The 26,710-nt window shown below is 59.3% G+C and carries 26 protein-coding genes; all 26 read left to right on the plus strand.

What is annotated here, in order from left to right:
* Positions 1-23: 23 nt before the first annotated feature.
* The 26 genes from pseB to CKW20_RS04035 all read left to right on the plus strand — a co-directional run bounded on the left by pseB (position 24) and on the right by CKW20_RS04035 (position 26,559).
* Positions 24-1,025, plus strand: coding sequence for a UDP-N-acetylglucosamine 4,6-dehydratase (inverting) (gene pseB, locus CKW20_RS03910; protein WP_095051741.1), 1,002 nt, complete (start codon positions 24-26; stop codon positions 1,023-1,025).
* Positions 1,022-2,185, plus strand: coding sequence for a UDP-4-amino-4,6-dideoxy-N-acetyl-beta-L-altrosamine transaminase (gene pseC, locus CKW20_RS03915; protein ID WP_095051742.1), 1,164 nt, complete (start codon positions 1,022-1,024; stop codon positions 2,183-2,185). The genes pseB and pseC overlap by 4 nt, the downstream gene beginning before the upstream one ends.
* Positions 2,186-2,191: 6 nt before the next feature.
* Entirely contained in the window at positions 2,192-2,887 is a 696-nt protein-coding gene (gene pseF, locus CKW20_RS03920; protein WP_095051743.1) for a pseudaminic acid cytidylyltransferase, read from the plus strand.
* The gene (gene pseG / locus CKW20_RS03925) at positions 2,884-4,383 is read left to right on the plus strand and encodes a UDP-2,4-diacetamido-2,4,6-trideoxy-beta-L-altropyranose hydrolase (RefSeq protein WP_095051744.1); all 1,500 of its coding nucleotides are present in this window, start codon (positions 2,884-2,886) and stop codon (positions 4,381-4,383) included. The genes pseF and pseG overlap by 4 nt, the downstream gene beginning before the upstream one ends.
* Positions 4,380-5,432: a pseudaminic acid synthase gene (pseI, locus tag CKW20_RS03930; protein WP_095051745.1), complete on the plus strand. Its 1,053-nt coding sequence runs from the start codon at positions 4,380-4,382 to the stop codon at positions 5,430-5,432. The genes pseG and pseI overlap by 4 nt, the downstream gene beginning before the upstream one ends.
* A gap of 229 nt (positions 5,433-5,661) precedes the next feature.
* Entirely contained in the window at positions 5,662-6,588 is a 927-nt protein-coding gene (locus tag CKW20_RS03935) for a ketoacyl-ACP synthase III (RefSeq protein ID WP_095051746.1), read from the plus strand.
* 75 nt (positions 6,589-6,663) lie between these two features.
* Positions 6,664-7,956: a motility associated factor glycosyltransferase family protein gene (locus CKW20_RS03940; RefSeq protein WP_095051747.1), complete on the plus strand. Its 1,293-nt coding sequence runs from the start codon at positions 6,664-6,666 to the stop codon at positions 7,954-7,956.
* On the plus strand, positions 7,953-8,222 hold the full coding sequence (locus CKW20_RS03945; RefSeq protein ID WP_095051748.1) for a hypothetical protein: 270 nt from the start codon (positions 7,953-7,955) through the stop codon (positions 8,220-8,222). The genes CKW20_RS03940 and CKW20_RS03945 overlap by 4 nt, the downstream gene beginning before the upstream one ends.
* A gap of 255 nt (positions 8,223-8,477) precedes the next feature.
* Positions 8,478-9,329, plus strand: coding sequence for a flagellin domain-containing protein (locus tag CKW20_RS03950; RefSeq protein ID WP_095051749.1), 852 nt, complete (start codon positions 8,478-8,480; stop codon positions 9,327-9,329).
* Positions 9,330-9,400: 71 nt separating this feature from the next.
* Positions 9,401-9,766, plus strand: a complete 366-nt coding sequence (locus CKW20_RS03955; RefSeq protein WP_095051750.1) for a flagellar protein FlaG — start codon at positions 9,401-9,403, stop codon at positions 9,764-9,766.
* An 82-nt stretch (positions 9,767-9,848) separates the two neighbouring features.
* The gene (fliD, locus tag CKW20_RS03960) at positions 9,849-11,279 is read left to right on the plus strand and encodes a flagellar filament capping protein FliD (RefSeq protein ID WP_095051751.1); all 1,431 of its coding nucleotides are present in this window, start codon (positions 9,849-9,851) and stop codon (positions 11,277-11,279) included.
* Between the two features lie 131 nt (positions 11,280-11,410).
* Positions 11,411-11,806: a flagellar export chaperone FliS gene (gene fliS, locus CKW20_RS03965; protein WP_030130533.1), complete on the plus strand. Its 396-nt coding sequence runs from the start codon at positions 11,411-11,413 to the stop codon at positions 11,804-11,806.
* A 10-nt stretch (positions 11,807-11,816) separates the two neighbouring features.
* Complete coding sequence (locus CKW20_RS03970; RefSeq protein WP_095051752.1) at positions 11,817-12,113, plus strand: flagellar protein FliT; 297 nt, start codon at positions 11,817-11,819, stop codon at positions 12,111-12,113.
* 171 nt (positions 12,114-12,284) lie between these two features.
* Positions 12,285-13,760 (plus strand): sigma-54 dependent transcriptional regulator, encoded by a 1,476-nt coding sequence (locus CKW20_RS03975; protein WP_095051753.1) that lies wholly within the window; start codon positions 12,285-12,287, stop codon positions 13,758-13,760.
* A 128-nt stretch (positions 13,761-13,888) separates the two neighbouring features.
* Complete coding sequence (locus CKW20_RS03980; protein ID WP_176466870.1) at positions 13,889-15,094, plus strand: PAS domain-containing sensor histidine kinase; 1,206 nt, start codon at positions 13,889-13,891, stop codon at positions 15,092-15,094.
* A 5-nt stretch (positions 15,095-15,099) separates the two neighbouring features.
* Entirely contained in the window at positions 15,100-16,485 is a 1,386-nt protein-coding gene (locus tag CKW20_RS03985; RefSeq protein WP_095052253.1) for a sigma-54 dependent transcriptional regulator, read from the plus strand.
* A 247-nt stretch (positions 16,486-16,732) separates the two neighbouring features.
* Positions 16,733-17,062, plus strand: coding sequence for a flagellar hook-basal body complex protein FliE (gene fliE, locus CKW20_RS03990; protein WP_008072611.1), 330 nt, complete (start codon positions 16,733-16,735; stop codon positions 17,060-17,062).
* Between the two features lie 15 nt (positions 17,063-17,077).
* A complete protein-coding gene (gene fliF / locus CKW20_RS03995; protein ID WP_095051755.1) occupies positions 17,078-18,865 on the plus strand; it encodes a flagellar basal-body MS-ring/collar protein FliF in 1,788 nt (595 codons plus the stop codon).
* The gene (fliG, locus tag CKW20_RS04000; protein WP_095051756.1) at positions 18,858-19,877 is read left to right on the plus strand and encodes a flagellar motor switch protein FliG; all 1,020 of its coding nucleotides are present in this window, start codon (positions 18,858-18,860) and stop codon (positions 19,875-19,877) included. The genes fliF and fliG overlap by 8 nt, the downstream gene beginning before the upstream one ends.
* A 7-nt stretch (positions 19,878-19,884) precedes the next feature.
* The gene (fliH, locus tag CKW20_RS04005; protein ID WP_095051757.1) at positions 19,885-20,694 is read left to right on the plus strand and encodes a flagellar assembly protein FliH; all 810 of its coding nucleotides are present in this window, start codon (positions 19,885-19,887) and stop codon (positions 20,692-20,694) included.
* The gene (gene fliI / locus CKW20_RS04010) at positions 20,684-22,042 is read left to right on the plus strand and encodes a flagellar protein export ATPase FliI (RefSeq protein WP_095051758.1); all 1,359 of its coding nucleotides are present in this window, start codon (positions 20,684-20,686) and stop codon (positions 22,040-22,042) included. The genes fliH and fliI overlap by 11 nt, the downstream gene beginning before the upstream one ends.
* Positions 22,043-22,048: 6 nt before the next feature.
* Positions 22,049-22,498 carry a flagellar export protein FliJ gene (fliJ, locus tag CKW20_RS04015; RefSeq protein WP_095051759.1) on the plus strand — a complete coding sequence of 150 codons (450 nt, stop codon included), beginning with the start codon at positions 22,049-22,051 and terminating at the stop codon, positions 22,496-22,498.
* A 204-nt stretch (positions 22,499-22,702) separates the two neighbouring features.
* A complete protein-coding gene (locus CKW20_RS04020; RefSeq protein WP_095051760.1) occupies positions 22,703-23,008 on the plus strand; it encodes an STAS domain-containing protein in 306 nt (101 codons plus the stop codon).
* Between the two features lie 5 nt (positions 23,009-23,013).
* Positions 23,014-24,738, plus strand: a complete 1,725-nt coding sequence (locus tag CKW20_RS04025) for a fused response regulator/phosphatase (RefSeq protein WP_095051761.1) — start codon at positions 23,014-23,016, stop codon at positions 24,736-24,738.
* A 15-nt stretch (positions 24,739-24,753) separates the two neighbouring features.
* The gene (locus CKW20_RS04030) at positions 24,754-25,101 is read left to right on the plus strand and encodes an Hpt domain-containing protein (RefSeq protein ID WP_095051762.1); all 348 of its coding nucleotides are present in this window, start codon (positions 24,754-24,756) and stop codon (positions 25,099-25,101) included.
* Positions 25,102-25,206: 105 nt separating this feature from the next.
* Positions 25,207-26,559 carry a flagellar hook-length control protein FliK gene (locus tag CKW20_RS04035; RefSeq protein ID WP_095051763.1) on the plus strand — a complete coding sequence of 451 codons (1,353 nt, stop codon included), beginning with the start codon at positions 25,207-25,209 and terminating at the stop codon, positions 26,557-26,559.
* Positions 26,560-26,710 lie beyond the last annotated feature (151 nt).

The raw sequence follows: 26,710 nt of genomic DNA on the forward strand, positions 1-26,710 counted from the left end.
TGACAGGTAAAAGGACTCAAGGCATGTTCAACGGTAAATCGATTTTCATCTCCGGCGGCACCGGCTCGTTCGGGCGCAATTTCATCCGCCGGTTGCTGGAGCAGTACCAGCCCAAGCGCGTGGTGGTGTTTTCCCGCGATGAGCTCAAGCAATACGAAATGCAGCAGACGTTCAATGCACCGTGCATGCGTTACTTCATTGGTGATGTGCGCGACGCCGAGCGTTTGCGTCAGGCCATGCGCGGTATTGATTACGTGGTGCATGCCGCGGCGCTGAAGCAAGTGCCGGCGGCAGAATACAACCCGACCGAATGCATCCGCACCAACGTCAACGGCGCGGAAAATATCATTGCAGCGGCCATCGACAACGGCGTGAAAAAAGTCGTCGCGCTGTCCACCGACAAGGCGGCCAGCCCGATCAACCTGTACGGCGCGACCAAGCTGCTGTCGGACAAACTGTTCGTGGCCGCCAACAACATTGCCGGTGAACAGCAGACCCGATTTGCCGTGGTGCGCTACGGTAACGTCGCTGGCTCGCGGGGTTCGGTGGTGCCGTTCTTCAGCAAACTGATTGCCGAGGGCGCCAAAGAGCTGCCGATCACCGACGAGCGCATGACGCGTTTCTGGATCACCCTCGATCACGGTGTGAAGTTTGTGCTCGACAGCTTTGCCCGCATGCACGGCGGTGAAGTGTTTGTGCCGAAGATCCCGTCGATTCGCGTCGTCGATCTGGCGCGGGGCATGGCTGAGCATTTGCCGCACAAAAACGTCGGTATTCGTCCAGGGGAAAAACTCCATGAGCTGATGGTGCCGCTGGACGACGCGCGCATGACCCTGGAGTTCGATGATCACTACACCATTCAGCCGTCGATTCGTTTCACCAGCGTCGACGTGGATTTTGCCGTCGACAAACTGGGCGAGGAGGGCCGGCCGGTGAGCGAAGATTTCGAGTACCGCTCCGACACTAACCCGCATTTTCTTTCGGTCGGCCAGATCGCTGACCTGCACGCCGAGTTGTCGGCATGATTCCCTACGGTCGGCAAAGCCTCGATCAGGCAGACATCGATGCGGTGGTTGCCGTGTTGCAGTCCGACTGGCTGACTCAAGGGCCGACCATCGAGCGTTTCGAACAGGCCATGGCCGAGCGTTGCCAGGCCGATTTCGCGGTGGCGGTGTGCAACGCCACGGCGGCGCTGCACATTGCCTGTCTCGCTGCCGGCCTCGGGCCGGGTGATCGGTTATGGACCACGCCGAACACCTTTCTGGCCTCGGCCAACTGCGGTCGCTACTGCGGCGCCGAGGTCGATTTTGTCGACATCGACCCGCTGACCTGGAACCTCGACGCCCACACCTTGGCGTCGAAACTTGAAATCGCCGAGCGCAACGGCACACTGCCGAAAGTGCTGGTGGCAGTGGCGTTCTCCGGGCAGAGCTGCGATATGCGCAGGATCGCCGAACTGGCCGAGCGCTATGGTTTCACCGTGATCGAGGATGCCTCCCACGCGGTCGGCGCGTCCTATGCCGGGCGCCCGGTGGGTTGCGGTGAATTCGCGGCGATGACGGTGTTCAGTTTCCATCCGGTGAAGATCATCACCAGCGCCGAAGGCGGCATGGTGCTGACCAATCGCCCGGAACTGGCCGAGCGCTTGCAGCGCCTGCGCAGCCACGGCATGACCCGTGATCCTGAGCAGATGACCGAACCCAGCCACGGCCCCTGGTACTACCAGCAGGTGGAGTTGGGGTTCAATTACCGGATCACCGATTTGCAAGCAGCCCTCGGTCTGTCGCAGCTGAACAAGCTCGATGGCTTCATCGAACGTCGGCGTGAACTGGCGGCGCGTTATGAGCGGTTGCTGGCGTACTTGCCGCTGACCTTGCCCAGCGCGCAGCCGGAGGCCGAATCGGCGTGGCATTTGTACGTGGTGCGCTTGCAGACGGAGCGGATCAACCTCAGCCATCGTCAGGTGTTCGAAGGCTTGCGAGCGGCCGGGGTCGGTGTGAACCTGCACTATATTCCGCTGCACTTGCAGCCGTATTATCGCGACCTGGGTTTTGCCGAGGGGGATTTTCCCCAGGCCGAACGTTATTACGCCGAGGCCATCAGCCTGCCGCTGTTTCCTCTGCTGAGCGATGAACAACAGGATTATGTGGTCGAGCAATTGCGACGACTGATCCTTGAGGAGTAGTGATTCTTGAGCTGTGTTGCGATCATTCCGGCCCGCGGTGGCAGCAAGCGCATCCCGCGCAAGAACCTCAAGCCGTTCGACGGCGTGCCGATGATCGTTCGTTCGATTCGCACGGCGCTGGAGTCGAATCTATTCGATCAGGTGATCGTCAGCACCGACGACGAAGAGATCGCCGAGGTCGCACGGGCCAATGGGGCTCAAGTCCCGTTCATACGCCCAGTGGCACTTGCCGACGATTTCACCGGGACCGCAGCGGTGATCGTGCATGCCTTGAATCAGTTGCCGCCGTTCGACTATGCCTGCTGCGTCTACGCGACGGCGCCGTTGTTGCAGGCGCGTTATCTGCGTCAGGGGCACGAATTGCTCGTGCAGCATCCGGACAAATCCTTTGCGTTTTCCGTCAGCAGTTTCGGCTTCCCGGTGCAGCGGGCCTTGACCCTCAATGAGCGGGGTGCCTTGACCTCGCTCTACCCGGAATTTCGCGACACCCGTTCGCAGGATTTGGCCGAGGCCTATCAGGACGCCGGCCAATTCTACTGGGGACGTAGCGAGGCCTGGTTACGCGGCGATGTGCTGTTCTCGCCGGCGAGCCTGCCGGTGATCCTGCCGCGGCATCTGGTGCAGGACATCGACACGCTCGAGGACTGGACGCGTGCCGAATACCTTTATGCCGCGTTGAAGGCCGGTGGTGAACTGCAATGAGAGTGCTGATCCGCGCTGATGCATCGCCAACGATTGGCAGTGGCCATATCGCCCGTTGCCTGACCCTGGCCAGGGTGTTGCGCAAGCAGGGTTCGCACGTTGCCTTCGCCTGTCGTCTGTTGCCGGGGCATCGGCTGGACAGTCTGCGGGCCGAGGGTTTCGAGACCTTTGCGCTGCCGGAACGCTACCGTGATGAAGATCCGCAGCAGGCCATCGAGTCGATGCTGCCGTGGCAGGCGGACATTGCCGCGCTGGGGCAAGCATTGGAAAGTCATCCAGCTTTCGACTGGATCATCGTCGACCACTATGGCCTCGACCATCATTGGCAGACTGCCGCGCGCCGCTGGGCACCACGAATCGCGGCGGTGGACGATTTGGCCACTCGGCAATACAACGTCGATCTGCTGCTCAATCAAAATCTGTCGGGCACCCCAGAGGTCTATACCTCATTGCTGACGCCCGATTGCCAGACCCTGTTCGGCCCACGATTTGCCCTGCTGCGCGATGAGTTCTGCTGCCCGGCGATCGAGATCAAACCTCGGGCCAGGCGAGTGCTGGTGAATTTCGGCGGTTTCGATGCGGCCATGCAGACCCACCACGCGATGTTGGCGCTGGCGGATTTCCATGAGCTCGAGATCGATTTCGTGGCGGGTGCCGACAACCCGGCCTGGGAGCAGATGCAGAGTCTGGCGGACTATCGCCCGAACTGGCGCCTGCACCGTTTTGTCAGCGATTTCTACCGGCTGATGAGCGAAGCCGATCTGTTCATCGGTGCCGGTGGTGGAACCAGTTGGGAGCGGGCGGCCATGGGGCTGCCGACGATCTGCATTGCAGTCTCGAATAATCAGCAGGCCAACGGCGAGGTGATGGCGACGTCGGGTGCCCATGTGTTCCTGAGCAACCGCGAGCAGGTCAGCGTTGAGCAATTGCGCCAGGCCATCGGTTTTGTCGTGGGCAATCAGGGGATTCGTCAAAGTATGGCCGAACGTTCGCGACAGTTGGTCGATGGCCGTGGGGCGCTGCGGGTGGCGGCGGCGCTCGCTGGTGCAGTGCTGCAAATTCGCCAGGCCACTCAGGATGATGCGCAATTGTTGTTCGATGGACGCAATGCCGGGGCGGTTCGGCGCTGGTCGCTGGACACCCGCGTTATCGATTGGCAACGGCATCAAGCCTGGCTGGCCGCGAGCCTAAGCAATCCGCGGCGGTTGCTGTTGATCGCCGAGGCGGATGACGGCCCGGTGGGTGTGCTGCGTTATGACCTTGACGGCACTCGGGCCGAAGTCTCGATTTATCTGTTCGAAGGCCGAATCGGCCTGGGCTGGGGCAGGGCGCTGCTGGTGCGGGGCGAAGCCTTTGTCATTGTTCACTGGCCGCGGCTGGAAGGCATCACCGCTCAGGTGCTGTCGGCTAACCAAGCGTCGCTGAAAGTTTTCCGCGAGGCAGGTTTCACTCAGAGTGCTTGCTCGTTCACACGCGTTTTAAAGGATCATCCATGACGAGTTTCAAGATCGGCAACCGCTCGATCGGTGCCGATGCGCCGCCGTTCATCATTGCCGAGATGAGCGGCAACCATAACCAGTCGCTGGAGGTGGCGCTGCACATCGTCGAAGCCGCGGCCAAGGCCGGCGCGCATGCCTTGAAGCTGCAAACCTATACCGCCGAGACCATGACCCTGGACCTGTCCGAGGGCGAGTTCTTCATCAAGGACCCCAACAGCCTGTGGGCCGGTTCTTCGCTGTACGCGCTGTACGAAAAAGCCCACACACCGTGGGAATGGCATGCGCCGATTTTCGCCCGGGCCAAAGAGCTGGGCATGCTGGCGTTCTCCACACCGTTCGATGACAGCGCGGTGGACTTCCTCGAAAGCCTCGATGTGCCGGCCTACAAGATCGCCAGTTTCGAGAACACCGATCTGCCGTTGATCCGGCGAGTCGCTGCCACCGGCAAGCCGCTGATCATCTCCACCGGCATGGCCAGCATCGCCGAACTCGACGAAACCGTGCGCGTTGCCCGTGAGGCCGGTTGCAAGGATCTGGTGTTGCTGAAATGCACCAGCACTTACCCGGCGACGCCAGCCAACAGTAATGTGCGCACCATCCCTCATCTGCGTGAGTTGTTTGGCTGTGAAGTCGGGTTGTCCGATCATTCGATGGGCGTTGGAGTATCCGTCGCCGCGGTGGCGTTGGGGGCGACGGTGGTGGAAAAACATTTCACCCTCGACCGTGCCGCGGGTGGGGTGGACGCCAGTTTCTCCCTGGAACCGGCCGAACTCGCCAGCCTGGTGATCGAAACGGAACGCGCCTGGCAAGCCATGGGCCAGGTGCATTACGGCGTGACCGACGCCGAGCGCAAGTCTCTGGTGTACCGCCGGTCGTTATATGTCACCCAGGACATGGCCGCCGGTGAACCCTTTAACACCGCCAATCTGCGGGCCATCCGTCCTGGCTTGGGGCTCGCCCCGAAACACGCTGAAACCCTTCTGGGCCGCCGCGCCCGACAGGCCATCAAGCGCGGAACGCCGCTGGATTGGTCGCTGGTCGAATAACCGCTTGTGGGGCTGATTCGGCAAAATAGCGTGACCTGCGAGTCATAACGCGCATCTTCACTGTATTGTATAAAAAGGGGAGATGGCGCCTGGACTGTGTTTAGCCCAGTGATGGCCTTTTATTCTTCCCGCTGTCACCCCTTTGAGGGCGACGTTATTCGTTGTTTGTCGGCGCCCCTCGAATCCTTGCGAGCGGTGGTATTGGGCTGTTTATTATTGGGAAGCCGTAATGATTGGCATAAAGAGCATTGCGAGCTACGTTCCTGTAGCCGGCGTGGACAATTACGCACAAGGTGCAAAATTCGAAAAGGATGAAGAGTTCATCCTGGGCAAGATCGGCTCGGCTTTCCTGCCGCGTAAAGATGCCGGTCAGGAAACTTCGGATCTGTGTGTCGAAGCAGTCAATGCGCTGTTCGCCAACAATCCCGAATTGACGCGTGAAGCCATCGATGTGCTGATCGTCGTCACCCAGAACGGTGACGAAGAAGGCCTGCCGCACACCGCCGCGATCGTTCAGGACAAACTGGGTCTGCCGACGACCGTGGCCGCGTTCGATATCTCCCTGGGCTGCTCCGGCTACGTCTACGGCATCTACGCCATCAAGGGTTTCATGGAAGCCGCGGGCCTGAAGAATGGCTTGCTGGTGACCGCCGATCCGTACTCCAAGATCGTCGACCCGGAAGACCGCAACACCACCATGCTTTTCGGCGATGCCGCTACTGCCACGTGGATGGGCGAAGACGCACCCTGGCAGCTGGGCAAGGCCAAGTTCGGCACCGACGGTTCCGGCGCGCCACACCTGAAGGTTTCCAACGGGGTGTTCTTCATGAATGGCCGTCAGGTGTTCAACTTTGCCCTGCTTAAAGTCCCGGCACACTTGCAGGAACTGCTGGACGACTCGCAACTGAAGGCTGACGATATCGATGCCTTCTGCATTCACCAGGGCAGTGCGGCGATTGTCGATGCCGTGGCGCGGCGTTTCGAGGGCGAGCCCGAGAAGTTCATCAAGGACATGGTCGAAACCGGTAATACCGTGTCGTCGAGCATTCCATTGCTGCTGGAAAAACACGTGCTGGACTCGAAGTGGAAGCGCGTGGCGCTGAGTGGTTTCGGGGTAGGGTTGTCCTGGGGCTCGGCGATCATTTATCGCCCCTGAAAGCCAGGCACAAAAATAGCGTTCAAGGTGTAACCTTGAGCGCTATTTTTTTGCCCGAATGAAAAGCGAGGCTTCATGAGCGAGTTCTTTGAGCGCAACGCCGAGGTCATACAGCGCCGCTGGCCGTTGCTGTCGGCGCGCTTTCCGGTTGAAGAAGCAGGCCTTTTGCAGGCCGATCTGGTCGAGGGCCTGGGTTCGACGTTGAGCATCAATGGCATCCAGCTGACCAGTCGCCATGACCGCACCCGTGAAGCGAAGCTTCAGGCCGACAGCCTGCCCATCGACAGCCCGGTGGTGCATGTCTACGGCACCGGTCTTGGCGATCTGCAGATGGAGTTGCTGCAGCGCGACGGGCTTGAACGTTTGTATGTGCACATTCTCAACGGCGCAGTATTTGCGCTGGTGCTGCAACTGCTCGATCAACAGCAGTGGCTCAACGATCCGCGAGTCGAGCTGCTGTATGCCGGTGATCTGGAAGAAATACAGCTGCCGTTCTTCGCGTTGCCGTCCGAGCTGGTGCTGGCCGATGACTTCAATGCCAAGATCCGCGATCGCTTGATCAGCGAAACCCACCTGACCTTCAATAACCGTGAATTCGACCCTCACGCCCCGGACATCGTCGAGCGCTTGCAGGCGAGTCTGGAGCTGGTGCAAGCCGATCGCGATGTAGCGCAGTTGTTCGGTTCGCACAAAGGGCAAGAGGTATTCGTCATTGCCACGGGGCCGAGTCTTGAGCAGCACTTCGAGGCCTTGAACGCGATTCGCAATCAGGTCGAGCGACCGCTGTTTATCTGCGTCGATACGGCCTACCGACCGTTGCTCGATCACGGCATTCGCCCCGACATCGTGGTCAGCATCGACCAACGCATCTCGGCCCGGCATCTGCCACCTGAAGGCACGGTCGACATCATCCTGGCGTACATGCCCATGGTCGATCCCCGGGTGCTTGAAGGTTGGCAGGGGCCGCGTTATGCCGGTTACTCCGCCAGCCCGATTTACCAACAGCTGCGTCGACAATTACCCAAGAGCGAGCTGTACGTCGGCGGCAGCGTGATTCATCCGGCGGTGGACCTGGCGGTGAAGATGGGCGCGGCGCAGATCACCCTGTTCGGTGCTGACTTCGCCTTCCCCAACGACAAGACCCATGCCGGCTGGAACGATGGTGACCTGGGGCCACAACTGGGAGCCGCCAAACACTGGGTGCTCGATGGTCACGGGCAGCGCATTAAGACCCAGCTCAACTTCCGCAGTTATCTGTGTGAACTGGAGCGTTTTATCGCCGGGCATCCTCAGGTGCGCTTCTATAACAGCAGTCGGGCAGGGGCGATGATCGCCGGTACGGTTTTTCATCCGGAGTTGGCGTCATGAGCGGGCTTGAATCCTTTGTCATCGACGCACAGCAATGTGCCGCCTTGTTCCGTTTGGGGCGAGATGTAGAAGCGGGGCTGGCGATGATCGAGTTGATCGGTGCCGTGCAACCGTCCTTCGATCAGCTGCCACAGGCTATTCAGCAGCAATGGCTGCTGTTGCTCGGCCACATGCTGGAGTGCCAGGAGGCGCAGAACTGGCTGGCGCTGGCGGACTATCTGGAATACGAATTGGTCCAGTTGCTGCGCGACAGTCTGTCCATTTAAACAATTTCTCTTCTGCCGGTGCAGGCGAATTCTCGCCAACCCCGTCACCGGCATTTTCCTGACGTCATTTTTTTCGCTGCTCTCACGTTGCCAAACCCTTGAATTGCGGGGGATGGCAACGTGATGGCAATTTTTTTTGAAAATCTCCTAAAGCAAGTTGCAAACCCGACGATAACTATTACGAAGGTTCTCTAGGCCATACCCGGCGGTTGCCAGGGCCGGAAGCCGCAGTACCCAACCAACGAGGAATTCGTCATGGCTTTAACAGTAAACACTAACGTTACATCGTTGAACGTACAGAAGAACCTGAACAAGGCTTCCGATGCTCTGTCGACTTCGATGACTCGCCTGTCTTCCGGCCTGAAAATCAACAGCGCCAAAGACGACGCCGCCGGCCTGCAGATCGCTACCCGTATGACTTCGCAGATCCGTGGTCAGACCATGGCGATCAAAAACGCCAACGACGGTATCTCGATCGCTCAGACCGCTGAAGGCGCGATGCAGGAACAGACCAACATTCTGCAGCGTATGCGTGAACTGGCTGTTCAAGCACGAAACGACTCCAACGGTACTGCTGACCGTGTCGCTCTGAACAAAGAATTCGCTTCGATGTCGGACGAACTGACTCGTATCGCCAGTTCGACCAACCTGAACGGCAAGAACCTGATCGACGGCACTGCTGGCACCATGACTTTCCAGGTCGGTTCCAACACTGGCGCGACCAACCAGATCACCATCTCTCTGGCTGCCGGCACCGACGCCGTAACACTGGCCGTTGATAGTGACGCTATTGCCATCACTGGTACCGATGGCACCACCGCAGAAGCCAGCACCGCTGCTGCCTTGGATGCGATCGATGCTGCTCTGTCGACCATCAACTCCACTCGTGCCGACCTCGGTGCTGCACAAAACCGTCTGACCAGCACCATCTCTAACTTGCAGAACATCAACGAAAACGCCGCTGCTGCACTGGGTCGCGTACAAGATACCGACTTCGCTGCTGAAACTGCACAGCTGACCAAGCAACAAACTCTGCAACAAGCGTCCACCGCAGTTCTGGCCCAAGCCAACCAACTGCCATCCGCTGTACTGAAATTGCTTCAGTAATAGCTGATGAGTTTTGGCGGGGGAGTGCGCTTGTCGCGCTCTCTCGCTTTTTACTTTAAGAGGTGATGGACATGGATATGAGCGTCAAGCTGAACTTGTCTTATCCTGCGGCCAAGCAGGCGACGACTGTTGCCGATAAGCCTGCGGAAAAGCCTCTAGCGGAAACTGCGCCAGTGGTTGCCGTCAAGGAAGAAGGTAAAAGCGACAAGACCGAGCAGGAAAAACTGAAGATGGCCGTTCAGGAAATCGAAAAGTTCGTTCAGTCGGTCAAGCGTAACCTGGAGTTCTCGATTGATGAGCCTTCAGGCAAAGTCGTCGTCAAGGTTATTGCCAGTGACTCCGGTGAGGTGATTCGTCAAATCCCCAACGAAGAAGTCCTCAAGCTGGCGAATAGTTTAGTTGATGCAAGCAGCCTGTTGTTCAGCGCTAAAGTCTGACAGCTGGCACGAATTTTGTTGTTATGTTCTTTTGGGCGTTGTAGTGGTCAAAAGGCCGGCGACACACTGAAGGGAGTTCCACATGGCAAGTATAATCCTACCGGGCACCGGCTTAGGTTCTGGTCTTGATACCACTGCTATCGTCAAAGCCTTGGTCGAGGCTGACAAAGCCGCCAAGCAAGGCCAGATCGACCGTGCGACCACGAAGAACACGGCGGGCATCTCCGGCATCGGCACCCTGAAATCTGTACTGGCGGCTTTTCAGACTGCAATGGATGGCTTGGGCAGTACGACCAGCCCACAGTTCACTGGGTTTGCCGCTACGTCCTCCGCCACAGGCGTTCTGACCGCCACATCCAGTAACACGGCTGTCGCCGGTAACTACGTTGTCGACGTCACAAAACTGGCCACCTCCTCGAAAGTGGCCTCTGCTGCGTTTGCCGGTGGCACAACCAGCGCGATCCCGGCAGGCACGCTGACCATCACCCAAAATGGCAAGAGTTACCCGGTCACTGTGGATGCTGGTGCCACGCTGCAATCGGTGCGTGACTCGATCAACAGCCAATACCAGTCCAGCGGCCTGAGCGCCAACATCGTGACCGACAGTTTCGGCTCGCGTCTGGTGCTGGGTTCCACCACCACGGGTGCGGGTTCCGACATCTCTGCCAGTGGTATTGCCGGTCTGGAAATCGATGGGTCCGTAGCAATGGACGCCACGCCGACCGCCACCTCTTCGGGTGCCATCGGCGGTCTGGCCCAGGATGCGGTGTTCACTGTCGACGGCTTGGCGATGACTAGCAAGACCAACACCCTCGACAGTACGATCTCCGGGCTGAGCTTGAGCTTGCTCACCACCGGCAAGTCGACCGTGACCGTAGCATCCAACAACGATGGTCTGAAGGCGTCGATCCAGAAATTCGTCGATGCCTACAATGCTGTTGCCAAGGCTGTCACCTCTCTGACCAAGCCTACGGCTGATTCTGACGGCAATCTTACTGTGGCGGCAGCGCTGACCGGCGACTCCCTGCCACGTTCAGTGCTGGCGGCCATACGGGGTCCGTTGTCCGAAACCGGTGCTGGTGACAAGCTCACCGTGCTCTCTCAGTTGGGTATCACCACTGATCAGACGACAGGCACTTTGAATTTCGATAGCACGAAGTTCACGACGGCCATGAACGACAAGAACCTGGGCGGTGAGGTTCAGACGCTGTTTACCGGCGACAACGGTTTGCTTGAGCGCATGGATAATGCGATCAAGCCTTATACCGAAGGTACCGGGACCGGTGCTAATGCAGTTGAGGCTATCCTCACGACTCGCACCAAAAATCTCAGCCTCACAGCGAAAAAACTGTCGGATGACCAGGCTGCCCTGGATCGCCGGATCGAGACGCTGACCGCAGTATTGACTAAAAAGTACAACGCCATGGATAACCTGGTGGGTCAGTTGAAGGCGACTGCCAGCAACATCACGTCCATATTCGAGGCCATGACCGCCCAGCAAAACAACTCATAGCCCATAGCCCAGAGTGCCAAAAGCCCGGCAGCGTTTTCACGCTCCGGGCTTTTTGTTTTTGAATCTAAAGTTTTTTGACGCGTCGTCGATACACTGGTTATACGAACCACAGATTTCTGATGAGGTACAACATGAATCCAATGTTAGCCCTTCGCCAATACCAGAAGATTGGCGCTCAGGCGCAAACTTCCGAAGCCAGCCCCCATCGTCTGGTGCAGATGCTGATGGAAGGCGGCCTGGATCGTATCGCCCAGGCCAAAGGCGCGATGGAGCGCAAAGATATTCCGAATAAAGGGGTTCTGATCGGCAAGGCCATTGGCATCATTGGTGGTCTGCGTGAAGGTCTGGACCTGGAAAACCAGGCCGAATCCGTAGGCGAGCTGGATAATCTCTATACCTACATGATGAAGCGTCTGGCGGAAGCCAACGTCAGGACCGATCCAAAGATTCTCGACGAAGTCGCCGATTTGCTTCGCACCGTCAAAGACGGTTGGGATGCTATTGCCGCGCCGGGTCCGCAGTTTTAAGGAGTTCACCATGAGTCTTGTCTTGCAGCGAATCGAACAAACCCGGGATGCCCTGGTCGGTGCATTGGCCGAGCGCAACTGGGAAGCCATTGGGGAATTGGACCTGGCTTGTCGTTCCTGCATGGAAGACGTCTTGAGTGAAGCTTCGGTGGACGAGGCCGCGTTGCGCGACAACCTTGAGGAGTTGCTGGGGGTGTATAAACAGCTTCTGGAGGCGGCGACGGGTGAGCGGCAGGCGATAGTCGACGAGATGACGCAGATCCACCAAGCACAGAACGCGGCAAAGGTTTACCATCTGTTTGGTTAATAACCCTCAGTTAATCCAAACATAGTGCGCCATAAATTTGACTGTGCACGGTTTTTTGACTTAACTAGTGGCTGGTTCCAGATTTCAGGCGTCTACAGGCACGACGTGTTTGCAAACGTCTAACTTGCCCTTCATTTTGGGCATTGAGTTGACTAGGGAAGTTGCTATTGCATGTGGCGTGAAACCAAAATTCTGCTGATTGATGACGATAGCGTCCGGCGCCGCGATTTGGCGGTGATTTTAAATTTTCTCGGCGAAGAAAATTTACCCTGTGGCAGCCATGACTGGCAGCAGGCTGTCGGCTCTTTGTCATCAAGTCGCGAAGTAATCTGTGTCCTCATCGGGACGGTAAATGCTCCTGGTGCACTTTTGGGCCTGTTAAAGACACTCTCTACCTGGGATGAGTTCCTTCCAGTTTTGTTAATGGGCGATAATTCTTCCATTGACTTGCCGGAAGACCAGCGTCGTCGAGTGCTTTCGACTCTCGAAATGCCACCCAGCTACAGCAAATTGCTCGACTCGTTGCATCGTGCCCAGGTCTATCGCGAGATGTATGACCAGGCCCGCGAGCGCGGTCGTCATCGTGAACCCAATCTTTTCCGTAGCCTTGTCGGCACCAGCCGGGCGATTCAACACGTCCGTCAAATGATGCAGCAAGTCGCCGACACCGATGCCAGCGTGCTGATCCTCGGCGAGTCGGGGACCGGCAAGGAAGTGGTCGCGCGTAACCTGCACTACCACTCCAAACGCCGTGAAGCGCCGTTCGTTCCGGTCAACTGCGGGGCAATCCCCGCCGAGTTGCTGGAAAGCGAATTGTTCGGCCACGAGAAGGGCGCCTTCACCGGCGCGATCACTAGCCGTGCCGGGCGATTCGAGCTGGCCAACGGCGGTACCTTGTTCCTCGACGAAATCGGCGATATGCCGTTGCCGATGCAGGTCAAGCTGCTGCGTGTGTTGCAGGAGCGCACCTTCGAGCGCGTGGGCAGCAACAAGACCCAAAGCGTCGATGTGCGGATCATTGCAGCGACCCACAAGAATCTCGAAAGCATGATCGAGATCGGCACCTTCCGCGAAGACCTCTACTATCGCTTGAACGTGTTCCCGATCGAGATGGCGCCATTGCGCGAACGCGTCGAAGATATCCCGCTGCTGATGAACGAGTTGATCTCGCGCATGGAGCACGAGAAGCGCGGTTCGATCCGTTTCAACTCGGCGGCGATCATGTCGCTATGTCGTCACGGCTGGCCGGGCAACGTTCGCGAGCTCGCCAACCTGGTCGAGCGTATGGCGATCATGCATCCGTACGGGGTGATCGGCGTGGTCGAGTTGCCGAAGAAATTCCGCTATGTCGATGACGAAGACGAGCAACTGGTCGACAGCCTGCGCAACGATCTTGAAGAGCGGGTGGCCATCAACGGTCATACCCCGGACTTCACCGCCAATGCCCTGCTGCCGCCGGAAGGCCTGGACCTGAAGGACTACCTCGGTGGTCTGGAACAAGGTCTGATTCAGCAGGCGCTGGATGATGCCAATGGCATCGTGGCGCGGGCGGCCGAACGGCTGCGTATTCGTCGTACCACATTGGTGGAGAAGATGCGCAAGTACGGCATGAGTCGTCGCGAGGGTGATGAACAGGCGGATGATTGACGCCTGTTTTCCAAGTCCTTCATTTATAGGCGGTTTTTTTTAGGCACGGGTATTGCTACATCCCTCGCAACGTTCCGTTTAACTGACGGTCAGCCACGCGAGAGAGCACGATGCCCCCAGCCGCCCAGATGTCTCCTGTCCCTGATGCTTCGGGGCAACCGTCGTCCGTAGAGCAGGCGAGCCGGCTTGGCCTTGAGCAGGCATTTGCGCTGTTCAACCAGATGTCGAGCCAATTGACCGATTCCTACAGCATGCTTGAAGCCCGGGTTACCGAGCTCAAGGGCGAGCTGGCGGTGGTCAGTGCTCAGCGCATGCAGGAGTTGGCGGAAAAAGAACGCCTGGCCAACCGTCTGCAAAATCTCCTCGATCTATTGCCCGGCGGCGTCATCGTCATCGACGCCCAAGGCATCGTGCGCGAAGCGAATCCCGCCGCGAGCGAACTGCTTGGTCTGCCCCTCGAAGGTGAGTTGTGGCGTCATGTGATTGCTCGATGCTTTGCCCCGCGTGAAGACGACGGTCATGAAATCTCTCTCAAGGACGGTCGGCGTCTATCGATCGCCACGCGCTCATTGGATGCCGAACCCGGTCAGTTAGTGTTGCTCAACGACCTGACTGAAACCCGTCATCTGCAAGATCAACTGGCTCGTCATGAGCGCCTGTCGTCTCTCGGCCGTATGGTCGCTTCATTGGCTCATCAGATTCGTACGCCGTTGTCCGCAGCGTTGCTCTACGCCAGTCATTTAACTGAGCAGGAGTTGCCGGTCGCCACGCAACAGCGTTTTGCAGGTCGCCTGAAGGAGCGTTTGCATGAGCTGGAACACCAGGTTCGCGACATGCTGGTGTTCGCTCGCGGCGAGCTTCCGCTGACTGACCGCGTCACCCCCAAGATGCTGATGCAGTCGCTGCAAGCGGCAGCGCTGACCCACGTTCAGGATCTGCCGATTCGCTGGCAGTGCGACAGTCATGCCGGTGAGTTGCTGTGCAATCGCGACACGCTGGTCGGGGCGATCCTCAATCTGATCGAGAACGCCATTCAGGCAAGTGCCGGCAATGTCCGTTTGAAGGTTCACCTGTATACCCGCGGCAACAACCTGCGCTTGTGCGTCAGCGACAGCGGCAGTGGCATCGACACGAAAGTACTGGCGCGTTTGGGCGAGCCATTTTTCACCACGAAAACCACCGGCACCGGCCTGGGCCTGACCGTGGTCAAGGCCGTGGCCCGTGCTCATCAGGGAGAATTGCAGTTGCGCTCGCGGCCGGGTCGCGGCACTTGCGCGCAGGTGATCTTGCCGCTCTTTTCCGGTGAGCAACCCAGCGCTCCGGGAGTGAAGTGAAGGACATGGCCATCAAGATTTTATTGGTCGAGGATGATCGCGCGCTACGGGAGGCACTGGCCGATACGCTGTTGCTTGCCGGGCACGATTACACCGCGGTCGGTTCGGCGGAGGAGGCGCTAGAGGCTGTCGGCGCCGAGGCGTTTAACCTGGTGCTCAGTGACGTCAATATGCCGGGCATGGACGGTCATCGGTTGCTGGGATTGCTGCGGGCTCGTCAGCCGCAGCTGCCAGTGCTGCTGATGACTGCTCATGGTGCTGTCGAGCGAGCGGTCGATGCCATGCGTCAAGGTGCAGCGGATTATCTGGTCAAGCCATTCGAGCCCAAAGCGCTGCTTGATCTGGTGGCGCGTCATGCACTGGGTAATCTTGGCGCGACCGAGAATGAGGGGCCTGTGGCGTTCGAGCCGGCCAGTGCGCAATTGCTGGAATTGGCCGCACGAGTGGCGCGCAGTGACTCCACGGTATTGATTTCCGGTGAGTCGGGGACCGGCAAGGAAGTGCTGGCGCGTTACATCCATCAGCACTCCCATCGCGCCAGTCAGCCGTTCGTTGCGATCAACTGCGCAGCGATCCCGGACAACATGCTCGAAGCCACTTTGTTCGGTCACGAAAAAGGTTCGTTCACCGGCGCCATCGCGGCGCAGGCCGGCAAGTTCGAGCAGTCCGATGGCGGGACGATCCTGCTCGATGAAATCTCCGAAATGCCCCTAGGCCTTCAGGCCAAGTTACTGCGGGTTTTGCAGGAGCGCGAAGTCGAGCGAGTCGGCGCACGCAAGCCGATCACGCTGGACATCCGAGTGGTTGCCACCACCAACCGTGACCTGGCCGGTGAAGTGGCGGCGGGGCGTTTTCGTGAAGACCTTTATTATCGCCTGTCGGTGTTCCCGCTGGCCTGGCGTCCATTGCGCGAACGCACCGCCGATATCCTGCCGCTGGCCGAGCGCCTGCTGGCCAAGCACGTCAATAAAATGAAGCATGCCGCGGCGCGACTGTCGTCTGAGGCGCAGGCATGCCTGATCGGTTATCCGTGGCCGGGCAACGTGCGTGAACTGGATAACGCGATCCAGCGTGCCTTGATTCTGCAGCAGGGCGGTTTGATCCAGCCGCAGGATTTCTGCCTGGCCGGGCCTGTGGCGTGTGCGCCGTTGCCGACTTTGGCAGTGATGCCCGCGCGTGCAGTGGAAGTCGAAGCCGAATCGGCAGGCGCCCTCGGCGATGACCTGCGGCGCCGTGAATTCCAGATGATCATCGACACCTTGCGCTCCGAGCGCGGCCGTCGCAAAGAAGCCGCCGAGCGACTGGGCATCAGCCCGCGCACCTTGCGCTACAAGCTGGCGCAGATGCGCGACGCCGGAATGGATGTGGAAGCGTACTTGTTCGCCACCTGATTGATCAGACCGTCACGTGACCCTTTGTAGGAGCTGGCTTGCCAGCGAAGGCGGCATCACGGCCACCATCGATTCGCTGGCAAGCCAGCTCCTACGGGGGGGGGCTGTTGAAGCGAATCCCGGGACGGGCTTTTGTTTGAGATGGTCACGGAGCTGGCACCCTTGTTGCTAACACCTCACTGCCCGCCGAGTGAGTGTCAAAAAATTGCGGGTAGCCAAAGACGTAGCTTCGTCAAAGAGAGAAACCATGAGCCAAGGTATTGAATTCAATCGGTTGATGCTGGACATGCGCTCCATGCAAATGGATGCCATGTCTGCGCCGAAATCGACGGCCGCAGTCCCTGAGTTGGGTGGCAGCAGCTTTTCCGACATGCTCGGTCAAGCCGTCAATAAAGTGAACGACACCCAGCAGGCGTCCAATCAGTTGGCCAGTGCCTTCGAGATCGGTAAAAGCGGCGTCGACCTGACGGACGTGATGATTTCCTCACAGAAGGCCAGCGTGTCTTTTCAGGCGTTGACCCAAGTGCGTAACAAGCTGGTTCAGGCATACCAAGACATCATGCAGATGCCGGTTTAAGGACGAGATTGAGTCATGGCAGAAGCAATCGCCGATAATGTTCCGGCCAAGGCCACTCCAATAGACGGCAAACCGCCGCTGTTCGGGTTGTCCTTCCTGGAAAACCTCTCCGAGATGACCATGTTGCGTCAGGTGGGCCTGTTGGTCGGCCTGGCTGCGAGCGTGGCGATTGGTTTTGCCGTGGTGTTGTGGTCCCAGCAGCCGGACTACCGGCCTCTGTACGGCAGCCTTGCCGGTATGGACGCCAAGCAGGTCATGGAAACCCTGGCCGCAGCCGACATTCCCTATACCGTTGAACCGAACTCCGGTGCCTTGCTGGTCAAGGCCGATGATCTGTCCCGTGCGCGGCTCAAGCTCGCGGCCGCTGGTGTCACTCCCAGCGACGGCAACATCGGTTTCGAGATTCTCGACAAAGAGCAGGGGCTGGGCACCAGCCAGTTCATGGAAGCGACCCGTTATCGTCGCGGTCTCGAAGGCGAACTGGCCCGGACCATTTCCAGCCTGAACAACGTCAAGGGTGCCCGTGTGCATCTGGCGATCCCGAAAAGCTCGGTGTTCGTGCGTGACGAACGCAAGCCAAGCGCTTCGGTTCTGGTTGAACTCTATTCCGGTCGCTCGCTGGAGCCGGGCCAAGTCGTCGCCATCATCAATCTGGTCGCGACCAGTGTTCCCGAGCTGAGCAAATCGCAGATCACCGTGGTCGACCAGAAGGGCAACCTGCTGTCGGATCAGGCGGAAAACTCCGAACTGACCATGGCCGGCAAGCAATTCGATTACAGCCGCCGCATGGAAAGCATGCTGACCCAGCGCGTGCACAACATCCTGCAACCGGTGCTGGGCAATGATCGCTATAAAGCCGAAGTCTCGGCGGACGTGGATTTCAGTGCCGTCGAGTCGACTTCCGAGCAGTTCAACCCGGACCAGCCAGCGTTGCGCAGTGAGCAGTCGGTCAACGAGCAACGTACCGCCAGCAATGGCCCGCAAGGTGTGCCGGGTGCCCTGAGCAACCAGCCGCCATCGCCAGCCTCGGCGCCGCAAACCACCGGTGGCGCCACCGCGTCGGCCGGCATGGTGCAGCCAGGCCAGCCATTGCTCGATGCCAACGGTCAGCAAATCATGGACCCGGCCACCGGCCAGCCGATGCTGGCGCCGTACCCGGCAGACAAGCGTCAACAATCTACCAAGAACTTCGAACTCGACCGTTCCATCAGCCACACCAAACAACAGCAGGGTCGTTTGAATCGCCTGTCGGTGTCGGTGGTGGTGGATGATCAGGTCAAGGTCAATGCGGCCAACGGCGAAACGACTCGCGCGCCGTGGAGCGCCGATGAATTGGCGCGTTTCACCCGTCTGGTACAGGACGCGGTCGGTTTCGACGCCAGCCGTGGCGACAGCGTCAGCGTGATCAACATGCCGTTCTCCGCTGAACGCGGTGAAGTGATCGCCGAGATTCCGTTCTACTCCCAGCCGTGGTTCTGGGACATCGTCAAGCAAGTGCTGGGTGTGTTGTTCATCCTGGTGCTGGTGTTCGGCGTGCTGCGTCCGGTGCTCAACAACATCACCGGTGGCGGCAAAGACAAGCAGCTCGCAGGCCTGGGCAGCGACATGGAACTCGGTGGCATGGGCGGCCTGGATGGCGAACTGGCTAACGACCGCGTCAGCCTCGGTGGCCCGACCAGCATCCTGCTGCCGAGCCCGAGCGAAGGCTATGACGCCCAGTTGAACGCAATCAAGAGTCTGGTGGCAGAAGATCCGGGTCGCGTGGCCCAGGTCGTGAAAGAATGGATTAACGCAGATGAGTGATAACCGAGCCGTTACCGCCAAACTGACCAAGGTCGACAAAGCCGCGATTCTGCTGCTGTCCCTGGGTTCCACCGACGCCGCTCAAGTGCTGCGCCACATGGGGCCCAAAGAGGTCCAGCGTGTGGGTGTGGCCATGGCCCAGATGGGCAACGTGCACCGCGAGCAGGTCGAACAGGTGATGAGCGAGTTCGTCGACATCGTTGGCGACCAGACCAGCCTGGGCGTCGGTTCCGATGACTACGTGCGCAAAATGCTGACCCAGGCCCTGGGCGAAGACAAGGCCAACGGCCTGATCGACCGGATCCTGCTGGGCGGCAATACCAGTGGCCTCGACAGCCTGAAGTGGATGGAGCCGCGCGCCGTCGCCGACGTGATTCGTTACGAGCACCCGCAGATCCAGGCAATCGTGGTGGCGTATCTCGACCCGGATCAGGCCGGTGAAGTGCTGGGCAACTTCGACCACAAAGTCCGGTTGGACATCATCCTGCGCGTGTCGTCGTTGAACACCGTGCAGCCAGCGGCCCTGAAAGAACTCAACCAGATTCTCGAGAAGCAATTCTCCGGCAACTCGAATGCCTCGCGCACCACCCTGGGTGGCATCAAGCGTGCGGCCGACATCATGAACTTCCTCGACAGCTCGATCGAAGGTCAGCTGATGGACTCGATCCGCGAAGTCGACGAAGACCTGTCCGGTCAGATCGAAGACCTCATGTTTGTGTTCAACAACCTGTCCGATGTCGACGACCGCGGCATTCAGGCGCTGTTGCGCGAAGTGTCCTCGGACGTCCTGGTGCTGGCCCTCAAAGGTTCGGACGAAGGCGTCAAGGAAAAGATCTTCAAGAACATGTCCAAACGGGCGGCCGAACTGTTGCGCGACGACCTCGAGGCCAAAGGCCCGGTGCGCGTCAGCGACGTGGAAACGGCGCAGAAAGAAATCCTCACCATTGCCCGCCGTATGGCCGAAGCCGGAGAAATCGTTCTCGGCGGGAAGGGCGGCGAAGAGATGATCTAAGGTCACTATGTCGTCCAAACATGATGAGTCCCAGACCGACCTGATTCGCGGTAAGCACGTTGCCGGTTTCGACGTCTGGGCGCTGCCCAGTTTCGACCCTTTCGTCCCGGAGCCCGAGCCAGAACCTGAGCCCGAGCCGCCGGAGATGGAAGAAGTGCCGCTGGAAGAAGTCCAGCCACTGACCCTCGAAGAGCTCGAAAGCATTCGCCAGGAGGCCTACAACGAAGGCTTCGCCGTCGGCGAAAAAGAAGGTTTCCACAGCACCACGCTCAAGGTCCGTCAGGAAGCCGAAGTGGCCCTGACGGCCAAGATCGCTGGTCTGGAACAGCTGATGGCCAACCTGTTCGAGCCGATTGCCGAGCAGGACACCCAGATCGAAAAGTCGCTGGTCGACCTTGTGCAGCACATCACCCGGCAAGTGATTCAGCGCGAACTGGCGATCGATTCGACGCAGATCGAACACGTCATGCGTGAAGCGCTCAAGCTCTTGCCGCTGGGTGTGGGCAATGTGCGGCTGTACGTCAATCCACAGGATTTCGAGCAGGTCAAAGCCCTGCGCGAGCGCCATGAAGAAAGCTGGCGCATCGTCGAGGACGAGTCCTTGTTGCCGGGCGGTTGCCGGGTCGAAACGGAGCATAGCCGCATCGACGCCACCATCGAAACCCGTATTACCCAAGTCATGGCCAAGCTGCTTGATCAGTTGCACGATCAAGCGCTGCACCCGGCCGCGCCGGACCTGAGCCTGGAACTGCCGAACGACGAAAAACCTGCGGTTACCCCGGTCGAGCCAGCACTGGAAGATCCCGATGCGCCTTGATCGCACCAGCTTCGCCAAGCGCCTAGGTAGCTACGCCGAGGCCACTACGCTTGCCGGCGCACCGATCCTCGAAGGTCGCCTTCTGCGCATGGTCGGCCTGACACTCGAAGCCGAAGGCTTGCGCGCCGCCATGGGCAGCCGCTGCATGGTCATCAACGACGACAGCTATCACCCGGTGCAGGTCGAAGCCGAAGTCATGGGCTTCTCTGGCAGCAAAGTTTTTCTGATGCCGGTCGGCAGCGTCGCTGGCATCGCGCCCGGTGCCCGTGTGGTTCCCCTGGCCGATAACGGTCGCCTGCCGATGGGCATGAGCATGCTTGGGCGGGTGCTCGATGGCGCCGGTCGTCCGCTCGACGGCAAAGGTGGCATGAAGGCCGAAGATTGGGTGCCGATGGACGGCCCGACCATTAACCCGCTCAAGCGTGACCCGATCAGCCAGCCTCTGGACGTCGGTATTCGCTGCATCAACGGTTTGTTGACGGTCGGTCGCGGTCAGCGACTCGGGCTGTTCGCCGGTACTGGCGTGGGCAAGAGTGTGCTGCTGGGCATGATGACCCGCTTCACCGAGGCTGACATTATCGTGGTCGGGCTGATCGGTGAGCGGGGTCGTGAAGTTAAAGAGTTCATCGAGCACATCCTCGGTGAAGAAGGGCTCAAGCGTTCGGTGGTGGTGGCATCGCCAGCGGATGATGCGCCGCTGATGCGTCTGCGCGCGGCCATGTACTGCACGCGGATTGCCGAGTATTTCCGCGACAAGGGCAAGAATGTCCTGTTGCTCATGGATTCCCTGACCCGTTTCGCCCAGGCCCAGCGGGAAATCGCCTTGGCTATCGGCGAGCCGCCAGCGACCAAGGGCTATCCGCCGTCGGTGTTCGCCAAGCTGCCGAAACTGGTGGAGCGGGCCGGTAATGCCGAAAAGGGCGGCGGTTCGATCACCGCGTTCTACACGGTATTGTCCGAAGGTGACGATCAGCAAGACCCGATCGCCGACTCGGCGCGGGGCGTGCTCGACGGGCACATCGTGCTATCCCGGCGTCTGGCCGAGGAAGGGCATTACCCGGCCATCGATATCGAAGCGTCCATCAGTCGGGTGATGCCGTCGGTGGTTGGCATCAAGCACATGAACCACGCGCAGATGTTCAAGCAATACTGGTCGCGCTATCAGCAGAGCCGCGACCTGATCAGCGTCGGCGCTTATGTGCCCGGCGGTGACCGGGAAACCGACACTGCGATCCATCTGCAACCGGCCATGACCATGTACCTGCGCCAGGGCCTGAACGACAACATCAACATGGGCGCCAGCGAAGGTCATCTCGCTTCGATCTTCGCGCCAGCGCCGGGCGGTTAACCGGTCATGGCCTCGAGCCGCGCAGCACGTCTGGCGCCTGTGGTGGAAATGGCTGAAAAGGCCGAGAAAACCGCCGTCCAGCGCCTGGGGCATTTCCAGGGTCAGGTTCGTCTGGCGGAAAGCAAACTCGCCGACCTCGAAGCCTTTCGTCTCGATTATCAAGAGCAATGGATCGTGCGCGGCAGCAGTGGCGTTTCGGGTCAGTGGCTGCTGGGTTATCAGGGCTTTCTCGCGCAACTGGGCACGGCCATCGACCAGCAGCGTCAGAGCCTGAACTGGCACCAAAACAATCTGAACAAGTCCCGGGAAGCCTGGCAGCAGGCGTTTGCCCGGGTCGAAGGTTTGCGCAAACTGGTTCAGCGCTACAAGGATGAGGCGCAGCAATTGGAGGACAAGCGCGAGCAGAAGCTGCTGGATGAACTGTCCCAGCGGTTGCAGCGTCAGGATCCGTATTGAGTCAGGTAGCTCGCGTTATCGTTCTTCGCGGGCAAGTCGGATCGCCGCACCGCTCGCTCCTACAGATTGCGGGCTTTTGTAGGGGCGAGGCTTGCCCGCGAAGGCGATTTCACAAACCGTACAAATTTTTTCAGCCTTGCTCCAGCCCCCATCAGGTGCTAAACCTTCTACACGTACGTTCGCCAATGACAAGGAAGCCGTGAAATGTCAGTCGTTACAGAAGTATCTCAGGATGGGAAAAAGCTGACGATTTCGATCGAAGGACGATTCGATTTCGGTCGGCATCAGGAGTTTCGCGAGTCCTACGAGCGACTCAACAATAAGCCCGAGTCCATTGTGGTGGATCTGAAGAAAGCCACTTATCTCGATAGCTCGGCGCTGGGCATGCTGCTTCTGCTGCGTGATCACGCCGGTGGCGACAATTCCGATATTCGCGTCGTCAACAGCAGCACCGACGTGAAGAAAATCCTCGCCATTTCCAACTTCGACAAGTTGTTCGACATCAGTTGAGCGTCATGCAGCCGCTTGAGCCGCTGACAATCCTGATCGCCGAAGACAGCGCGGCCGATCGCCTGCTGCTGTCGACTATCGTCCGTCGCCAGGGCCATGAAGTGCTGACGGCAGGCAACGGCGCCGAGGCGGTCGAAGTGTTCCGTTCGCAGCGACCGCACCTGGTGCTGATGGACGCCATGATGCCGGTGATGGACGGTTTCGAGGCTGCGCAGCAGATCAAGGCGCTGGCCGGCGAAACCTTGGTGCCGATCATCTTTTTGACGTCGCTGACCGAAAGCGAAGCCCTGGCCCGTTGTCTGGAGGCCGGGGGTGATGATTTTCTGGCAAAGCCTTACAACCAGGTGATCCTCGCCGCCAAGATCAAGGCCATGGACCGCTTGCGGCGTTTGCAGGCCACGGTGCTGGAGCAGCGCGATCTGATCGCCAGGCACCACGACTACCTGCTCAACGAACAACGGGTGGCCAAAGCCGTGTTCGATAAGGTCGCCCATTCCGGTTGCCTGAATGCACCGAACATCCGTTATCTGCAATCGCCCTATGCGCTGTTCAATGGCGATCTATTGCTGGCTGCGTTCACCCCGGCCGGCGACATGAATGTGTTGCTTGGCGATTTCACTGGCCATGGTTTGCCGGCAGCTGTGGGTGCCATGCCTTTGGCCGAAGTCTTCTACGGCATGACGGCCAAGGGCTACGGCTTGTCCGAAACCCTGCGCGAGATGAACGCCAAGCTCAAACGTATCCTGCCGGTGGACATGTTCTGCTGTGCGACCCTGCTGTGCCTGAGCTTTCAGCGAGGATCGGTGGAGGTCTGGAACGGCGGAATGCCGGACGGTTACCTGCACAGCATGGCTAGCGGCGAACGTACAGTACTGACGGCACGGCACTTGCCGCTGGGCGTGCTGAGCCCGCAAACCTTCAATGATTGCACCGAAGTGTTCCCGATGGCTGTTGGGGATCGGGTGTTTTTGTTGTCCGACGGGGTGATCGATACCTGCGATGCCAATGAGCAGTTGTTTGGCGTGGAGCGATTGCAGCAGGTTTTTGCAGCCAATCGTCAGCCTGATGTGCTGTTCGAAGAAATCGAACAGGCCTTGCGGGACTTTCGCGGCGAAGCCCGCGATGACGTGAGCATGGTCGAGGTCAGCCTGCTGGAGGCTGCGCAACTGAGTCCGCCAGCGCCGGTGTACTCCGACAGCGGCCAGTCCAGCCCGCTGGACTGGTCGGTGAGTTTCGAGTTTCGCGCCGCCACTCTCAAACGCTTCAATCCGCTGCCGTACCTGTTGCAATTGCTGCTTGAGGTGCATGGCCTGCGGACTCAGAGTGGCGCACTCTACAGTGTGCTGGCAGAGCTTTATTCCAACGCCCTGGAGCATGGCGTGCTGGGCCTGGATTCGAGTCTCAAACGCGATGCTTCGGGTTTTGCGCGTTATTATCAGCAGCGCAATGCACGCCTGGAAGAATTGCGAGAGGGCTATGTGCGGGTGCATTTTCAAGTGACGCCAAAAGGCGCGGGCGGTTGCCTGACGGTCCGGGTCGAAGACAGTGGCAAGGGTTTCGATGTGGCGCGGGTGATGGAGCGTCCTGTCGATGATGATGTCCGTCTGTCGGGACGTGGCGTCAGCTTGATCCGCCAGTTGAGCGATCATGCGAGCTGGTCCGATAATGGTCGCAGTGCTCGCGTGGAGTTCTTCTGGGAGGCTCTGGCCGAATCCCAGGCATTTTCTTGATCAAGGAGTGAACAAGTGGCTGACACACATCTGGATCGCGACGTGCTGAGCGCGTTGCAGGAAGTTATGGAAGACGGGTATCCAGAATTGCTCGATACCTTTCTCGCCGATTCCGAAGAGCGTTTGAGCCTGCTGCAAAAGGCTGATAATGCCGATCAGTTGGGCGCGGCTGCGCACAGCTTCAAAGGCAGTTGCAGCAATATGGGCGCTACCCGGCTGGCCGAGTTGTGCCATGAGCTGGAGCAGCGAGCCAAGCAGAAAAGCCTTGAAGGTATTGAGGCGCTGGTCGGAGAAATCGACGGCGAATTCGCCATTGTCCGACCACTCTACGAAGCGGAACGCCAGCGCTCCCTTGCTGAATAAAGCAACCATCCGACGCTTTTAGCGGCCAGCGAATAAAGCTGGCTCGACCCTTGCAATCAACTTGCTCAACTGTACCTACGATCCCAGTGCAGCGGAGACCGTTTTATGCCCGTTACCCCCAATATTCTTCTTCAGGCCTCCGCTACGGCCAGGACTCAAGCCGCGGCCGCCAATGCACCGGCGCTGACGGATGAGCCCGGGGACAAAGCCTCCAGCTTCGCTCAGGTCTACGCCAATCAAGCCCGGAACAAGCCCTCGGCGGTGGTGGACGGATCGGTTAAACCTGCTCGCGACAAAGCGCCGGACAGTGTCGGCAAAAAAGACGTGAGCAACGACAAGTCTGCCGCCCCGGAACCGACGGTTGCCGATAGCGGCAAATCCTTGCCCGCCGATAAACCGGCGCAGGTTGACGACAAGACGGCCAGCGATGACTCGCCGGATACGGCTGAGACGTCGACGCCGGTGGCCGATACCGCACCTGTCGACCCGACTCTCGATCCTGCGTTGGTGGTGCAGCCGGTGGTGCCAGCCCCGGTGCCGGAAACCCCAACAGTTGTGGCCACTGTGCAACCACACGTTGAGGCGCCTGTCGCCGCCGTCGTTACCGCATCTGCGGCACAGACTGTTGCGACCATCGACCCGGATTTCGATCCCGAAGCCGATCCTCTCGATGCGCTGCCAGCCGTGCGCATGGCCATGGAACAGGGCGGGCACGTTTCGGTTGCAAGCCAGGCCCAGCCAAAAGCTGCACCGACCGTGGCTCAAGTCGATGGCGAGCCAACTTCAGCACAAAACTTTGCCGCGGGCATGGCGACCATGCTTGATGTGCAAGCCGATCAGGACAGCACCCGTCAGGGCGGCGAAAAGGCGTTCAGTGGCCTGATCGATGACGGCCTCAAGGATCTCAAATCCGCCAGCAGCGATACCCGTGTCGATGATTTCGCCAACCGTCTGGCGGCACTGACACAGGCGGCAACGCCGAAGACTGCCAATGCATTGCCGGTGAATCAGCCAATCGCCATGCATCAGAGCGGTTGGACTGAAGAGGTGGTCAACCGGGTCATGTATCTGTCCAGCGCCAACCTCAAAGCGGCGGATATCCAGTTGCAACCGGCCGAGCTGGGGCGCCTCGATATTCGGGTGAACATGGTTCCGGATCAACAAACCCAGGTGACCTTCATGAGCGCCCACCCAAGCGTTCGCGAAGCGCTCGACGGGCAAATGCATCGCCTGCGTGACATGTTCGCGCAGCAGGGCATGGGTCAGGTTGATGTCAACGTTTCCGATCAGTCCCGTGGCTGGCAGGGTCAGGAACAGGCTCAACAGGGGCAGGGTGGACGTAGCAACGCCAGTGGTGGTCGCCTCGATTCTGTCGATGAAGAGCTTCCAGCGACAGTCGCTGAAATAACCGCGAACACCAGCGTGGTCGGCAGCAGCGCCGTCGACTATTACGCCTGATCAAACGCAGAACCCCCTGTAGGAGCTGGCTTGCCAGCGAAAACGGTGTATCAACCAATACACCTATCGACTGACACACCGCCTTCGCTGGCAAGCCAGCTCCTACATGGCATAACACTTGCTCTTGCCTTGCCGTGCGACTGTGAAAACC

Origin of the sequence: Pseudomonas sp. Irchel s3b2 (assembly GCF_900187445.1) — a bacterium.
In the GTDB taxonomy this organism is placed as follows: domain Bacteria; phylum Pseudomonadota; class Gammaproteobacteria; order Pseudomonadales; family Pseudomonadaceae; genus Aquipseudomonas.

Bases quoted from the DNA above. Each gene is read 5' to 3' on its own strand.
- pseB (WP_095051741.1), top strand. From the start codon at position 24: ATGTTCAACGGTAAATCGATTTTCATCTCCGGCGGCACCGGCTCGTTC.
- pseC (WP_095051742.1), top strand. From the start codon at position 1,022: ATGATTCCCTACGGTCGGCAAAGCCTCGATCAGGCAGACATCGATGCG.
- pseG (WP_095051744.1), top strand. From the start codon at position 2,884: ATGAGAGTGCTGATCCGCGCTGATGCATCGCCAACGATTGGCAGTGGC.
- pseI (WP_095051745.1), top strand. From the start codon at position 4,380: ATGACGAGTTTCAAGATCGGCAACCGCTCGATCGGTGCCGATGCGCCG.
- CKW20_RS03935 (WP_095051746.1), top strand. From the start codon at position 5,662: ATGATTGGCATAAAGAGCATTGCGAGCTACGTTCCTGTAGCCGGCGTG.
- CKW20_RS03940 (WP_095051747.1), top strand. From the start codon at position 6,664: ATGAGCGAGTTCTTTGAGCGCAACGCCGAGGTCATACAGCGCCGCTGG.
- CKW20_RS03945 (WP_095051748.1), top strand. From the start codon at position 7,953: ATGAGCGGGCTTGAATCCTTTGTCATCGACGCACAGCAATGTGCCGCC.
- CKW20_RS03950 (WP_095051749.1), top strand. From the start codon at position 8,478: ATGGCTTTAACAGTAAACACTAACGTTACATCGTTGAACGTACAGAAG.
- CKW20_RS03955 (WP_095051750.1), top strand. From the start codon at position 9,401: ATGGATATGAGCGTCAAGCTGAACTTGTCTTATCCTGCGGCCAAGCAG.
- fliD (WP_095051751.1), top strand. From the start codon at position 9,849: ATGGCAAGTATAATCCTACCGGGCACCGGCTTAGGTTCTGGTCTTGAT.
- fliS (WP_030130533.1), top strand. From the start codon at position 11,411: ATGAATCCAATGTTAGCCCTTCGCCAATACCAGAAGATTGGCGCTCAG.
- CKW20_RS03970 (WP_095051752.1), top strand. From the start codon at position 11,817: ATGAGTCTTGTCTTGCAGCGAATCGAACAAACCCGGGATGCCCTGGTC.
- CKW20_RS03975 (WP_095051753.1), top strand. From the start codon at position 12,285: ATGTGGCGTGAAACCAAAATTCTGCTGATTGATGACGATAGCGTCCGG.
- CKW20_RS03980 (WP_176466870.1), top strand. From the start codon at position 13,889: ATGTCTCCTGTCCCTGATGCTTCGGGGCAACCGTCGTCCGTAGAGCAG.
- CKW20_RS03985 (WP_095052253.1), top strand. From the start codon at position 15,100: ATGGCCATCAAGATTTTATTGGTCGAGGATGATCGCGCGCTACGGGAG.
- fliE (WP_008072611.1), top strand. From the start codon at position 16,733: ATGAGCCAAGGTATTGAATTCAATCGGTTGATGCTGGACATGCGCTCC.
- fliF (WP_095051755.1), top strand. From the start codon at position 17,078: ATGGCAGAAGCAATCGCCGATAATGTTCCGGCCAAGGCCACTCCAATA.
- fliG (WP_095051756.1), top strand. From the start codon at position 18,858: ATGAGTGATAACCGAGCCGTTACCGCCAAACTGACCAAGGTCGACAAA.
- fliH (WP_095051757.1), top strand. From the start codon at position 19,885: ATGTCGTCCAAACATGATGAGTCCCAGACCGACCTGATTCGCGGTAAG.
- fliI (WP_095051758.1), top strand. From the start codon at position 20,684: ATGCGCCTTGATCGCACCAGCTTCGCCAAGCGCCTAGGTAGCTACGCC.
- fliJ (WP_095051759.1), top strand. From the start codon at position 22,049: ATGGCCTCGAGCCGCGCAGCACGTCTGGCGCCTGTGGTGGAAATGGCT.
- CKW20_RS04020 (WP_095051760.1), top strand. From the start codon at position 22,703: ATGTCAGTCGTTACAGAAGTATCTCAGGATGGGAAAAAGCTGACGATT.
- CKW20_RS04025 (WP_095051761.1), top strand. From the start codon at position 23,014: ATGCAGCCGCTTGAGCCGCTGACAATCCTGATCGCCGAAGACAGCGCG.
- CKW20_RS04035 (WP_095051763.1), top strand. From the start codon at position 25,207: ATGCCCGTTACCCCCAATATTCTTCTTCAGGCCTCCGCTACGGCCAGG.